The sequence below is a fragment of the Streptomyces sp. NPDC007929 genome (assembly GCF_042959065.1).
In the GTDB taxonomy this organism is placed as follows: domain Bacteria; phylum Actinomycetota; class Actinomycetes; order Streptomycetales; family Streptomycetaceae; genus Streptomyces.
The window spans coordinates 452,869-466,178 of sequence record NZ_JBIBKD010000008.1; the positions used below are offsets into that span (position 1 = coordinate 452,869).

The window sequence follows — 13,310 nt, forward strand, 5'->3', positions numbered from 1 at the left end:
TTCAAGCGTCAATCGCAACCATGCGCAGGCATAGCCAGTCAGAAGGAATCACCCCACTGATTCCGGGAAAGCACACCCCAGGGGCGGGCGATGGAGCAGACACAGACCTCCCACAACGGTTCGGCGACGGCTACTCCGGGCGCACAGCGCCGGGTCCTGGTGGTCGAGGACGACGCGACGATCGTGGACGCCATCGCGACCCGCCTGCGGGCCGAGGGATTCCTCGTGCAAACGGCGGGTGACGGTCCGGCCGCGGTCGACACGGCCGAGGCGTGGCAGCCCGACCTTCTGATCCTCGACATCATGCTGCCCGGCTTCGACGGCCTGGAGGTCTGCCGACGCGTGCAGGCCGCCCGCCCGGTGCCGGTGATGATGCTCACCGCGCGCGACGACGAGACCGACATGCTGGTCGGCCTCGGCGTCGGTGCCGACGACTACATGACCAAGCCGTTCTCGATGCGGGAGCTGGCGGCGCGTGTGCACGTCCTGCTGCGCCGGGTGGAGCGGGCCGCCATCGCGGCGGCCACCCCCCGCTCCGGCATCCTGCGCCTCGGCGAGCTGGAGATCGACCACGCCCAGCGCCGGGTCCGGGTGCGCAGCGAGGACGTTCACCTGACGCCCACCGAGTTCGACCTGCTGGTGTGCCTGGCGAACACCCCGCGCGCGGTGCTCTCCCGTGAGCAGCTGCTCGCCGAGGTCTGGGACTGGGCGGACGCCTCCGGCACCCGCACGGTCGACAGCCACATCAAGGCGCTGCGCCGGAAGATCGGCGCCGAGCGGATCCGCACGGTGCACGGCGTGGGCTACGCCCTGGAGACCCCGACGCCATGAGCGGTGGTCCGGCCGGACGGAGAACCCCCGGGGAGCCGGATCCCTGGGGCGGGGTGAGCCCGTTCTCGATCAAGACCAAGCTGGGCGCGCTCGTCGTCATCTCGGTGCTGATCACCACCGGTCTGTCGGTGATCGCGGTGCACACCAAGACGGAGCTGCGCTTCATCACGGTCTTCTCGATGATCGCCACGCTCCTCATTACGCAGTTCGTCGCCCATTCGCTCACCGCTCCGCTGGACGAGATGACGGCCGTGGCCCGTTCCATCTCGCAGGGCGACTACACCCGCCGCACCCGGGAGAACCGCCGGGACGAGCTGGGCGACCTGGCCGTCACGATCAACGCCATGGCCGACGAGCTGGAGGCCCAGGACAGCCAGCGCAAGGAACTCGTGGCGAATGTCTCGCACGAGCTGCGCACGCCCATCGCGGGGCTGCGCGCGGTGCTGGAGAACATCGTCGACGGCGTCACCCAGGCCGACCCGGAGACCATGCGCACGGCGCTGAAGCAGACCGAGCGCCTCGGACGGCTGGTGGAGACGCTGCTGGACCTGTCCCGCCTGGACAACGGCGTCGTACCGCTGAAGCAGCGGCGGTTCGAGGTGTGGCCGTATCTGTCCGGTGTGCTGAAGGAGGCCAACATGGTCGCCTCGGTCCGCGCGGGCATCGCGACCGGCTCGGGCAGTCACACCCGTACCGACGTCCATCTGCACCTCGACGTCCACCCGCCGGAGTTGACCGCGCACGCCGACCCCGAGCGCATCCACCAGGTCGTCGCCAACCTCATCGACAACGCGGTCAAGCACAGCCCCCCGCACGGCCGGGTGACGGTCAAGGCGCGGCGCGGCGACCTGCCGGAGTCGCTGGAGCTGGAGGTCCTGGACGAGGGACCCGGCATTCCGAAGTCGGAGTGGCACCGCGTCTTCGAGCGGTTCAACCGCGGCAGCGCCAAGCGGCCGCAGGGGCCGGGCAGCGACGGCGGCACGGGTCTCGGCCTCGCGATCGCCCGCTGGGCGGTGGACCTGCACGGGGGCCGGATCGGAGTGGCCGAATCCGAGCGCGGTTGCCGGATTCTTGTCACTCTTCCAGGACTGTCATCTCTGCCAAGTTGACGTAAAGTTCGAAGCGGAGCCACAAGATCCACGGGCGTCCGCGCTGACGGACACGTGTGATCAGGCACAGGCCCGCGCCGTCGGCGCCCGGGGCCCTGCCCCGCTCACCCCTCGCGAAGCGGAACCACGCTTGTTTCCCGCCATTTCAAGCCCCGAAACGCAGTTCCAGATGTGATGTGCACGACGTTGCACCGGCCCGACCTGACCTTCCCCGTCGAGGGGGCGTAGCCTTGATTCCCGCTGTCCATCATCTTGTGAAGCGGAAGAGGGCGGTTGCCGCCGTGTCGCCACAGTCCCCCAGTAACTCGAGCATCTCGACCGACACCGACCAAGCGGGGAAGAACCCTGCCGCGTCGTTCGGTGCCAACGAGTGGCTCGTCGACGAGATCTATCAGCAGTACCTCCAGGACCCGAATTCGGTAGACCGAGCCTGGTGGGACTTCTTCGCCGACTACAAGCCAGGGGCGGCCGCCGCCCCGGCTCCGGCGGGTACCGCGGCCGCGGGGGCCGCGGGGACCACCACCGCTCAGGCGGCCGCTCCGGCCGCCCCCGCCCAGGCCCCTGCTCCGGCGGCCGAGAAGCCCGCCGCCGCACAGGCTCCCGCCCAGGCTCCGGCTCCGGCTCCGGCTCCGGCTCCGGCCCAGGCGAAGCCCGCCGCGCAGGCCCCGGCCCAGGCCTCCGCTCCGGCGCAGGCCGCTCCGGCCGCGAAGCCCGCCGCGAAGCCGGCCGCCGCGAAGAAGGCCGAGCCCGCCGGTGAGGCCCCCGCGGGCCCCGAGCAGATCGTGCTGCGCGGCCCGGCCGCCGCGGTCGCGAAGAACATGAACGCCTCCCTGGAGGTGCCCACGGCCACGTCCGTGCGCGCGGTCCCGGTGAAGCTGCTGTTCGACAACCGCATCGTCATCAACAACCACCTGAAGCGCGCCCGGGGCGGGAAGATCTCCTTCACGCACCTGATCGGCTACGCGATGGTGCAGGCCATCAAGGCCATGCCGTCGATGAACTACTCCTTCGCGGAGAAGGACGGCAAGCCGACCCTGGTCAAGCCGGAGCACGTCAACTTCGGCCTCGCGATCGACCTGGTCAAGCCCAACGGCGACCGTCAGCTCGTGGTCGCGGGCATCAAGAAGGCCGAGACGCTGAACTTCTTCGAGTTCTGGCAGGCCTACGAGGACATCGTCCGCCGCGCCCGCGACGGCAAGCTCGGCATGGACGACTTCACCGGCGTGACGGTCTCCCTGACCAACCCCGGCGGCCTCGGCACCGTCCACTCCGTGCCGCGTCTGATGCCCGGCCAGTCGGTGATCATGGGCGTCGGCTCCATGGACTACCCGGCCGAGTTCCAGGGCACGTCCCAGGACACCCTGAACAAGCTCGGCATCTCGAAGGTCATGACGCTCACGTCGACCTACGACCACCGGGTCATCCAGGGCGCCGCCTCCGGCGAGTTCCTGCGGATCGTCGCGAACCTCCTCCTCGGTGAGAACGGCTTCTACGACGACGTCTTCGAGGCGCTGCGCATCCCCTACGAGCCGGTCCGCTGGCTCAAGGACATCGACGCCAGCCACGACGACGACGTCACCAAGGCCGCCCGCGTCTTCGAGCTGATCCACTCCTACCGGGTCCGCGGCCACGTCATGGCCGACACCGACCCGCTGGAGTACCAGCAGCGCAAGCACCCCGACCTGGACATCACCGAGCACGGCCTCACGCTCTGGGACCTGGAGCGCGAGTTCGCCGTCGGCGGCTTCGCCGGCAAGTCGATGATGAAGCTGCGCGACATCCTCGGCGTCCTGCGCGACTCGTACTGCCGCACCACCGGCATCGAGTTCATGCACATCCAGGACCCCAAGCAGCGCAAGTGGATCCAGGACCGCGTGGAGCGCCCGCACACCAAGCCGGAGCGCGAGGAGCAGCTGCGCATCCTGCGCCGGCTGAACGCGGCGGAGGCCTTCGAGACCTTCCTGCAGACCAAGTACGTCGGCCAGAAGCGCTTCAGCCTGGAGGGCGGCGAGTCAGTCATCCCGCTGCTGGACGCGGTGCTGGACTCGGCCGCCGAGTCCCGCCTGGACGAGGTCGTCATCGGCATGGCCCACCGCGGCCGGCTGAACGTCCTCGCCAACATCGTCGGCAAGTCGTACGCGCAGATCTTCCGCGAGTTCGAGGGCAACCTCGACCCGAAGTCGATGCACGGCTCCGGTGACGTGAAGTACCACCTGGGCGCCGAGGGCACCTTCACCGGCCTGGACGGCGAGCAGATCGCGGTCTCCCTGGTCGCGAACCCCTCGCACCTGGAGGCGGTGGACCCGGTCCTGGAGGGCGTCTCGCGCGCCAAGCAGGACATCATCAACAAGGGCGGCACGGACTTCACCGTCCTGCCGGTGGCGATCCACGGCGACGCGGCCTTCGCGGGCCAGGGCGTGGTGGCCGAGACCCTGAACATGTCGCAGCTGCGCGGCTACCGCACCGGCGGCACGGTCCACATCGTCATCAACAACCAGGTCGGCTTCACCGCGGCCCCCGAGTCCTCGCGTTCCTCCATGTACGCGACGGACGTGGCCCGCATGATCGAGGCCCCGATCTTCCACGTGAACGGCGACGACCCGGAGGCCGTGGTCCGCGTCGCGCGGCTCGCCTTCGAGTTCCGCCAGGCGTTCAACAAGGACGTGGTGATCGACCTCATCTGCTACCGCCGCCGCGGTCACAACGAGTCGGACAACCCGGCCTTCACCCAGCCGCTGATGTACGACCTGATCGACAAGAAGCGCTCGGTGCGCAAGCTCTACACCGAGTCCCTCATCGGTCGCGGCGACATCACCCTGGAAGAGGCCGAGCAGGCGCTCCAGGACTACCAGGGCCAGCTGGAGAAGGTCTTCACGGAGGTCCGTGAGGCCACCTCCCAGCCGGGCACGGTCGAGTCCACGGACCCGCAGGCCGAGTTCCCGGTCGCCGTGAACACCGCGGTGACCACGGAGGTCGTCAAGCGGATCGCCGAGTCCCAGGTCAACATCCCCGACCACATCACCGTCCACCCGCGTCTGCTGCCGCAGCTGCAGCGCCGGGCGTCGATGGTCGAGGACGGCACCATCGACTGGGGCATGGGCGAGACCCTCGCGATCGGCTCCCTCCTGCTGGAGGGCGTCCCGGTCCGCCTGGCCGGCCAGGACTCGCAGCGCGGCACGTTCGGCCAGCGCCACGCGGTCATCATCGACCGCACCACGGGCGACGAGTACACGCCGCTGCAGTACCTCTCCGAGGACCAGGCGCGGCTCAACGTCTACAACTCCCTCCTCTCCGAGTACGCGGCGATGGGCTTCGAGTACGGCTACTCGCTGGCCCGCCCCGAGGCGCTCGTGATGTGGGAGGCGCAGTTCGGCGACTTCGTCAACGGCGCGCAGACGGTGGTGGACGAGTTCATCTCGTCGGCCGAGCAGAAGTGGGCGCAGACCTCCGGTGTCGTCCTGCTGCTGCCGCACGGCTACGAGGGACAGGGCCCGGACCACTCCTCGGCCCGCCCGGAGCGGTTCCTCCAGATGTGCGCGCAGAACAACATGACGGTCGCCATGCCGACGTCGCCGTCGAACTACTTCCACCTCCTGCGGTGGCAGGTGCACAACCCGCACCACAAGCCGCTGGTGGTCTTCACGCCGAAGTCGATGCTGCGCCTGAAGGCGGCGGCGGCGAAGGCGGACGAGTTCACGACCGGGCAGTTCCAGCCGGTCATCGGCGACTCCTCGGTCGACCCGGCCGCGGTCAAGAAGGTCGTCTTCTGCGCCGGCAAGGTCTACTACGACCTTGAGGCCGAGCGTCAGAAGCGCGGCGTGACGGACACGGCGATCATCCGCATCGAGCGCCTGTACCCGCTGCCGGGTGCCGAGCTCCAGGCGGAGATCAAGAAGTACCCGAACGCCGAGAAGTACCTGTGGGCCCAGGAGGAGCCGGCGAACCAGGGTGCCTGGCCGTTCATCGCGCTCAACCTGATCGACCACCTGGACCTGGCGGTCGGCGCGGACGTCCCGCACGGCGAGCGACTGCGCCGTATCTCCCGCCCGCACGGCTCGTCCCCGGCGGTGGGCTCCGCGAAGCGACACCAGGCGGAGCAGGAGCAGTTGGTGCGTGAGGTGTTCGAGGCGTAATCGCCCTCGCGTCCCGTAGGGCCGGGCCGCATCCCCACTCCGGGGGTGCGGCCCGGCCTTTTGCTCGCACTTATCCTTGTGGGCATGTACTTCACCGACCGTGGCATCGAGGAACTGGAGAAGCGGCGCGGCGAGGAGGAGGTCACCTTCGAGTGGCTCGCCGAGCAGCTGCGGACGTTCGTCGATCTCAATCCCGACTTCGAGGTACCGGTGGAACGGCTGGCCACGTGGCTGGCACGGCTGGACGACGAGGACGACGAGTAGATCCGGTCGCTCCCCCTCCCACCGGACGCCTCAGTCGCGGGGGTGGGTGAGGGCGTAGGTCAGGCCCAGTGCCCCATGCGCGAGGAGCAGCGCTCCGGCCGTGGCCCAGCCGCCTCCCCGCCGCCGCAGGCCCTGCACCAGGAGCGGCAGGCCCGCCGCCACCTGTGCCAGGGCCAGGGCGCGGGACCTCGGGCCGCCCGTCCAGGGCATCCAGGGGCCGAGCCGGCTCTGATCCACGGTGTCGCGTTCCGCGACCGCCTCGCGCCAGCCCGGCCACTCGACGGGCAGGCTGTCCGGCCGTCCCGCGGCGGCCTCCAGGAGGCGGTCGGCGGGTTCGCCCGGGGGGAGTTCAGTGGGCAGGGCGACACCCACGCGCGCGAGGACCGCGAGCAGGCCGCGCAGGCGGGCGCGGGCGTCGACCACCGGGTCGGGTGCGGTCAGCCGGTCGAGGGCCTGCACATCCAGGACGGGGTCGAGGCCCAGCCGGGCGGCGAACGCGCGCATCGCCTCGTCCTCCCCGGCCGGGACGCCGCTCGCGAGCCATACGAAGCCGACCGGGCGGCGGAATCCTGAGCCGAAGACGAATCCCGCGTGATCGGGATCCCACCACAGGGCGAGGACGGGCCAGGGCGCGCCGACGGCGAGAGCCGTGGTCCAGCCCGTGACGACCCGGTCGACGGGCTCGGCGCCGTCCCGCCAGGGCCTGCCCTCGGGGACGAGGACGCTCCATCCGTCGCCCGCGCGCGAGAGCCGCATCGGCTCGCGCAACAGGTGGGCGACGGGGGCGACGGACGCGGGCGCCGCCCGGCACAGCAGCAGCGCCCCAGACGCGGGACCGGTGCGGGCAGCTTCCGTCGGCATGCTCACACGCTAGGGCGAATCGCCCGTATTTGAGTACTTTTGTCCACCCACTCATCCCCAGAACGAGTGTCTTGACTTTCCCCGACCGCGATATATCGTGAATATGAGAGGACGCGATATGGCGCGTCGGAACGGGGAGGTCTGCACCATGTCCGAGTGGTCCGTCACGGAACCGAGCAAGCTCACCTTCGACGAGCCCGTGAGCGATCTGCACGTACGCCTGGTCAATGGAACGGTGAACGTGGTGGGCACCGACGAGAGTTCCGCCCGCCTGGAGATCTCCGAGATCGAGGGGCCACCCCTGGTGGTGACCCATCAGGACGGCGTCCTCACGGTGGCCTACGAGGATCTTCCCTGGAAGGGGTTCCTCAAGTGGCTGGACCGTAAGGGCTGGCGCCGCAGCGCGGTGGTCTCCCTGGCCGTCCCGGCCGGCACCCGCGTGGAGGTGGGCGTCGTCGGCGCGGCCGCCGTGGTCTCCGGGATCCGGGGCCCGTCGGTGGTGAAGGGCGTCACCGGCGACACGACGCTCGTGGGCCTCTCCGGCCCGGTCCGCGCCGACACGGTCTCCGGCAGCCTGGAGGCCCAGGACGTCACCGGCGACCTGCGGTTCAACTCGGTCTCCGGCGACCTCACGGTGGTCGAGGGCTCCGGGCCCTCCGTGCGGGCGGAGTCGGTCAGCGGCTCCATGATCGTCGACCTCGATCCGAACGGCCCGACGGACGTCCGGCTGACCAGCGTCTCGGGCGAGATCGCGATCCGGCTGCCGTATCCGGCGGACGCGGAGGTCGAGGCGAACACGGCGAGCGGCTCCGTCTCCAACGCCTTCGAGGGTCTGCGGGTGCACGGCCAGTGGGGTGCCCACAAGATCACGGGCCGTCTCGGCGCGGGCACCGGCAAACTGCGGGCCACCACCGTCTCCGGCTCGATCGCCCTGCTGCGCCGCCCCTCGGGCGAGGAGGATCACGACCAGCGGGGTGACATACCGCCCGCCGCGGCGGCCACCCCGGAAAGCGGCGTCCAGGACGGCTCGGGAGACAATGCCGGTTCCGGCCCGGGCGATGACCCCACCACCGCCTCGGCCGACGGCACGACCGACAAGAAGGTGCTCTGACATGCCCCCCGTCTTCGCCCACGGCCGCCTCCGCCTCTACCTGCTGAAGCTGCTGGACGAGGCCCCCCGCCACGGCTACGAGGTGATCCGCCTCCTCGAGGAGCGCTTCCAGGGGCTGTACGCGCCCTCGGCGGGCACGGTCTACCCGCGCCTGGCCAAGCTGGAGGCCGAGGGCCTGGTCACCCACACCACCGAGGGCGGCCGCAAGGTCTACTCGATCACGGACGCGGGCCGCGCCGAACTGGCCGACCGCAGCGGCGAACTGGCCGACCTGGAGCTGGAGATCCGGGAGTCGGTCGCGGAACTGGCCGCGGAGATCCAGGCCGATGTGCGCGGAGCGGCCGGAGACCTGCGCCGTGAGATGCGCGCAGCGGCGACCGAGGCCCGCCGGGACACCGGCACCAGGGCCGACGGCACGACGGGCACCCCCTACGGCGACTTCTCGCAGTACGGCGACAACGAGGCCTGGCGCATCGCCAAGGAGGAGATGCGCCGCGCCCGGCAGGAGTGGAAGGAGCAGGCCCGGCGCGCCAAGGACGAGAGCCGCCGCGCCCGCGAGGACGCCCAGCGCGCCCGCCGCCAGGCGAAGGAGGCCCAGGAGCAGGCCCGCGTCCAGGCCCAGGAGCAGGTGCAGCGCATCACCCGCCGCGTCCAGGAACAGGTCCAGGACCACTTCGCCCGCGGCGACTGGCCGACGGGCCTGCGCGAGGGCCTGAGCGAACTGGTCAAGGAGGTGGGCGAGTTCGGAAAGGACTACGGCAAGGACTTCGGCAAGGACCTCGGCTTCGACTGGCCCGGCACCGGTCGGCCGACCACGGAACCGACGCCCTCACCGACCGCGGAGGACTTCCCCGCCGCCTACGAACCGGCCTGGGCCCACGAGGACGCCGCGGACTCCACAGGTGACCCGGCCCGCGACCTGGACCGCCTGCTCGACCGCTTCCGGGACGACATCCGCGACGCGGCCCGCGACCACGGCGTCACCCCCGACCAACTGCGCGACGCCCGCCGCCACCTGTCGACGGCGGCCGCCCACATAGGAGCGCTGCTGCGCACGCAGAACAAGTAACCGCCCCCGGCCCTCCCCGTCACCCGGCCTTGGCCTCGCCCCCACTGCCGTACAGCACCCGCAGCAGCGAGTCGTACGTCACCCCGTGGTCGGCGAGGACCTCGGCCGCCACTCCGGGGCGCAGGGTGAGGGCCAGCAGGATGTGCTCGTCCCCGATGTGCCGATCCCGCTGGGCGAGGGCGACCCTCAAGGAGCGCTCCAGCACCTCCTTGGCCCCCCGGCCGAAGGAGGTACGCCCCGACCACCACCGCTTGTCCTTCCGGTCGCCGGCAAGAGCGCCGACCCCGTGCGCCTCCTCCACCCGGGCGACGATCTCCTCCACATCGATCCCCAGCCCGGCCAGCGCATCGGTCTCGGCCTGCGTCAGCCCGGCTCGCCGCCGCGCCTCACGCACCGCCTCCCGCACGGACTCCCGCCGCTCACCGACTCCAAGAGCCGCGAGCGCGAAGGAGCCCCGACTCCCCTCCCGGTCGAGCAGCGCCAGCAGCAGATGCTCCGGCTCGACACACTGCCCGCCACCCTCACCACTCCCCTCCACGTACGCGTAGGCGCCCTTGACCACGTCCCTGGCGTCCTTGGTGAACCGTTCGAACATCAATGCCTCCCGTACTTCTTGTGCACGGCCTGCCTGCTCACACCGAGTTCGGTGGCGATCTCCTGCCACGACCAGCCCTGATGGCGCGCATTGCGCACCTGTACGGCTTCCAACTGCTCCAGCAGCCGACGCAGCGCGGCGACGGCCCGTAGGCCGACCCGTGGATCACGGTCACCCGCACGCTCGGCCAGATCGGTCGCTTCGGTCATACCGTCAACCTACGTTGACAATCCCTCCCCGTCAACCACAGTTGACAAACGAAAACGGTCGGCCCACCCCGGACCGACCGTCAACGCACCTCGAACGAGCTCAGGGATTGGTCAGCACGACCTTCCCGAACTGCTCGCCCGAGGACAGCCGTTCGAAGCCCTCACGCGCCCGGTCCATCGGCATGACCTCGTCGATGACGGGCCGCACCCCGGTGGCCGCACAGAACGCGAGCAGATCCTCCAGCTCGTCCTTGGTGCCCATCGTGGATCCGACGACCTTGAGCTCCAGGAAGAAGATCCGGGTCAGCTCGGCATGCGAGGGCCGGTCACCACTGGTCGCCCCGGAGATGACCAGCGTGCCGCCGGGCTTCAGCGACTTCACCGAGTGCGACCACGTCGCCGCCCCGACGGTCTCGATCACCGCGTCGACCCGCTGCGGCAACCGCGCCCCGGACTCCAGCGCCTCCACGGCCCCCAGCTCCACGGCCCGCTTCCGCTTGGCCTCGTCCCGGCTGGTGGCGAAGACCCGGAGCCCCGCGGCCTTCCCCAGCACGATCGCCGCCGTGGCGACCCCGCCACCGGCCCCCTGCACCAGCACAGAGTCCCCGGGCCGTACGCCCGCGTTGGTGAAGAGCATCCGATAGGCGGTCAGCCACGCCGTAGGCAGACAAGCCGCCTCCTCGAAGGACAGCTCCTTCGGCTTGGGCAGGATGTTCCAGGTCGGCACGGCAACACGCTCGGCGAAGGTGCCCTGGTAGCGCTCGGTGAGGATGGACCGAGGTTCCTTCGGGCCGACCCCGTGCCCGCTCTGTCCGATCACGGAGTGCAGGACGACTTCATTGCCGTCCTCGTCGACACCGGCGGCGTCACAGCCGAGGATCATCGGCAGCTTGTCCTCCGCGAGGCCCACGCCACGCAGGGACCAGAGGTCATGGTGGTTGAGGGAGGCGGCCTTGACCGTGACGGTGCTCCAGCCGGAACGGGCCTCGGGAGCCGGACGCTCCCCCAACTCCAGGCCGGACAGCGGCTGGTCGCGGTCGATTCGAGCGGCATAGACAGCGAACATGACCTTGACGATAGGTTCCCCGACGACCCGAAGGAACCATCCACCCCTGTGAGACACGCCCTCTTGCCAGGCAGGCAGCGATGCTGTGCGCATTCGCGCCCGCACCCGCCGTCGTACGCAAGGGGCCGTGCCGGGGGGTGTCCGCCCGCAGCGGTTGGCGCGTCAACGCCAGTCAGTCGGTAAGAAGGTCCATCGCGCCGTTCCGAGGACGGACACCCCCCGGCGCGGCCCCGACCCACCACCCGGCGTCACGCGAAGCGAACCCGCACCCGCACCACCCGAACAGCCCACCCCAACGCAAAAGAAATGGCCCCGCCCGATCCCGGACGGGGCCACACCACACCAAAGACGACGACGTCAGCGCCGAGCCACACCCTCAGCCCGGGCAGCCGCAGCCACCGCGGCCGTGACCGCCGGCGCGACCCGCTCGTCGAACGGCGACGGAATGACGTAGTCGGCGGCGAGATCGTCCCCGACCACAGCGGCCAGCGCCTCCGCGGCGGCCAGCTTCATCCCCTCGGTGATCCGAGAGGCCCGCACCTGCAACGCCCCCGCGAAGATCCCGGGGAACGCCAGCACGTTGTTGATCTGGTTCGGGAAGTCCGACCGCCCGGTCGCGACAACCGCCGCGTACTTGTGCGCGACCTCCGGATGCACCTCGGGGTTCGGGTTCGCCATGGCGAAGACGAACGCCCCCTTGGCCATCGTCGCCACCGCGGACTCCGCGACGGTGCCACCGGAGACGCCGATGAACACATCGGCCCCCTCCAGCGCCGCTTCCAGCGACCCCGTGATCCCGGCCTTGTTGGTGAACCCGGCCAGCTCCTGCTTCACCGCCGTGAGGTCGTCCCGGTCCGCCGACACGACACCCTTGCGGTCGGCCACCGCGACATCCCCGATCCCGGCCTCGACCAGCATCTTGGCGATGGCGACACCCGCCGCACCGGCGCCGGAGATGACGGCCCGCAGCTCACCCAGCGCCCGCCCGCTCAGCCGCGCGGCGTTCCGCAGGGCGGCCAGCGTCACCACGGCCGTGCCGTGCTGGTCGTCGTGGAAGACCGGGATGTCCAGCCGCTCCTGGAGCCTGCGCTCCACCTCGAAGCACCGGGGCGCCGAGATGTCCTCCAGATTGACGCCGCCGAACGACGGCGCGAGCCGCACCACGGTCTCGACGATCTCGTCGACGTCCGTGCAGGCCAGGGCGATCGGAACCGCGTCCACGCCACCGAACTGCTTGAAAAGAATCGCCTTGCCCTCCATCACCGGGAGGGAGGCCTTGGGCCCGATGTCACCGAGGCCCAGCACGGCCGTACCGTCCGTCACGACGGCCACGACCGACGACTTCCACGTGTAGTCGTGCACGAGCTCCGGCTGCTCCGCGATCGCGCTGCACACCTTCGCGACGCCGGGCGTGTACGCCAGGGACAGGTCGTCCTTGTCGCGGACCGGCACGGTGGCCTGCACAGCCATCTTGCCGCCGCGGTGCAACGCGAACGCCGGGTCGAAGGAGTCGAGGGGCTCCGCACTGCCCTCGTGCTCCGTATCGCCGGTCTTGCTCTCGCTGCGAGGATTGACGATCTCCGCTGCCACTTCGTTTTACCCCTTAGATCTTCATTGTTTTGAGGGTGGCCACTCCTGGTGAGGGGTGGGCGGGCACCGCGCAGGCCCATGTCGTGCTTGTACGTGTATACGTACGGGCGCGTACGCGACGGGCGCGCCGCACACGCGCCCTGAGCCCCGGATGAGGGGTGTAAAGACCCTTCATACCGGACCGACGGCGTCGGGGACGAGTCCATAACGCGAAGGTCACATGACAGGGCCCTGACTCTTCGTCCAAAATCGGGACAAGACCTGGACAAAGCAGCCACAACCACTCAACCATCGGCGAACCCCTCGGCCGCCGTACGGAAATCCCGGGATTTACCGAAGATCTTCCGGCCGGAAGGGGCGATTCCTATAGAAGGTCCGGCCGTGATGTACCGGAGTGGTGCGGTTCGGGGGTCGCCCGTTATCCGATTTTGACATGGCTGGCCCCCAGAATCGCGTAGTCCGAATGGCAAGA

At 70.1% G+C, this 13,310-nt stretch carries 11 protein-coding genes; 6 read left to right on the plus strand and 5 right to left on the minus strand.

The window, feature by feature from the left end:
* Positions 1-90: 90 nt before the first annotated feature.
* The 4 genes from ACFZDE_RS28125 to ACFZDE_RS28140 all read left to right on the plus strand — a co-directional run bounded on the left by ACFZDE_RS28125 (position 91) and on the right by ACFZDE_RS28140 (position 6,337).
* Positions 91-831: a response regulator transcription factor gene (locus ACFZDE_RS28125; RefSeq protein ID WP_030851757.1), complete on the plus strand. Its 741-nt coding sequence runs from the start codon at positions 91-93 to the stop codon at positions 829-831.
* Positions 828-1,940 carry an ATP-binding protein gene (locus ACFZDE_RS28130; protein ID WP_390993853.1) on the plus strand — a complete coding sequence of 371 codons (1,113 nt, stop codon included), beginning with the start codon at positions 828-830 and terminating at the stop codon, positions 1,938-1,940. Before ACFZDE_RS28125 ends, ACFZDE_RS28130 begins: the two co-directional genes overlap by 4 nt.
* A gap of 281 nt (positions 1,941-2,221) precedes the next feature.
* Positions 2,222-6,073 carry a multifunctional oxoglutarate decarboxylase/oxoglutarate dehydrogenase thiamine pyrophosphate-binding subunit/dihydrolipoyllysine-residue succinyltransferase subunit gene (locus ACFZDE_RS28135; RefSeq protein WP_391204362.1) on the plus strand — a complete coding sequence of 1,284 codons (3,852 nt, stop codon included), beginning with the start codon at positions 2,222-2,224 and terminating at the stop codon, positions 6,071-6,073.
* An 84-nt stretch (positions 6,074-6,157) separates the two neighbouring features.
* Entirely contained in the window at positions 6,158-6,337 is a 180-nt protein-coding gene (locus tag ACFZDE_RS28140; RefSeq protein ID WP_003992906.1) for a DUF6104 family protein, read from the plus strand.
* Between the two features lie 30 nt (positions 6,338-6,367).
* Here ACFZDE_RS28140 and ACFZDE_RS28145 read toward each other — a convergent pair whose 3' ends face one another.
* Positions 6,368-7,198, minus strand: a complete 831-nt coding sequence (locus ACFZDE_RS28145; protein WP_391204365.1) for a hypothetical protein — start codon at positions 7,196-7,198, stop codon at positions 6,368-6,370.
* A 148-nt stretch (positions 7,199-7,346) separates the two neighbouring features.
* On the opposite strand from ACFZDE_RS28145, the gene ACFZDE_RS28150 reads away from it, so the two are divergent.
* Positions 7,347-8,309, plus strand: coding sequence for a DUF4097 domain-containing protein (locus tag ACFZDE_RS28150; protein ID WP_391204368.1), 963 nt, complete (start codon positions 7,347-7,349; stop codon positions 8,307-8,309).
* 1 nt (position 8,310) lies between these two features.
* Positions 8,311-9,378 carry a helix-turn-helix transcriptional regulator gene (locus ACFZDE_RS28155; protein WP_391204370.1) on the plus strand — a complete coding sequence of 356 codons (1,068 nt, stop codon included), beginning with the start codon at positions 8,311-8,313 and terminating at the stop codon, positions 9,376-9,378.
* A gap of 19 nt (positions 9,379-9,397) precedes the next feature.
* Here the strand turns inward: ACFZDE_RS28155 and ACFZDE_RS28160 are convergent, their stop codons facing one another.
* The 4 genes from ACFZDE_RS28160 to ACFZDE_RS28175 form a co-directional block, all read right to left on the minus strand.
* Positions 9,398-9,973 carry a Clp protease N-terminal domain-containing protein gene (locus ACFZDE_RS28160; protein ID WP_390993848.1) on the minus strand — a complete coding sequence of 192 codons (576 nt, stop codon included), beginning with the start codon at positions 9,971-9,973 and terminating at the stop codon, positions 9,398-9,400.
* Positions 9,973-10,182 carry a helix-turn-helix domain-containing protein gene (locus ACFZDE_RS28165; RefSeq protein ID WP_159535743.1) on the minus strand — a complete coding sequence of 70 codons (210 nt, stop codon included), beginning with the start codon at positions 10,180-10,182 and terminating at the stop codon, positions 9,973-9,975. The genes ACFZDE_RS28160 and ACFZDE_RS28165 overlap by 1 nt, the downstream gene beginning before the upstream one ends.
* A gap of 100 nt (positions 10,183-10,282) precedes the next feature.
* The gene (locus tag ACFZDE_RS28170) at positions 10,283-11,248 is read right to left on the minus strand and encodes a zinc-binding dehydrogenase (protein WP_391204373.1); all 966 of its coding nucleotides are present in this window, start codon (positions 11,246-11,248) and stop codon (positions 10,283-10,285) included.
* A gap of 357 nt (positions 11,249-11,605) precedes the next feature.
* Entirely contained in the window at positions 11,606-12,838 is a 1,233-nt protein-coding gene (locus tag ACFZDE_RS28175; protein ID WP_391204376.1) for a malic enzyme-like NAD(P)-binding protein, read from the minus strand.
* Between the last annotated feature and the right edge of the window lie 472 nt (positions 12,839-13,310).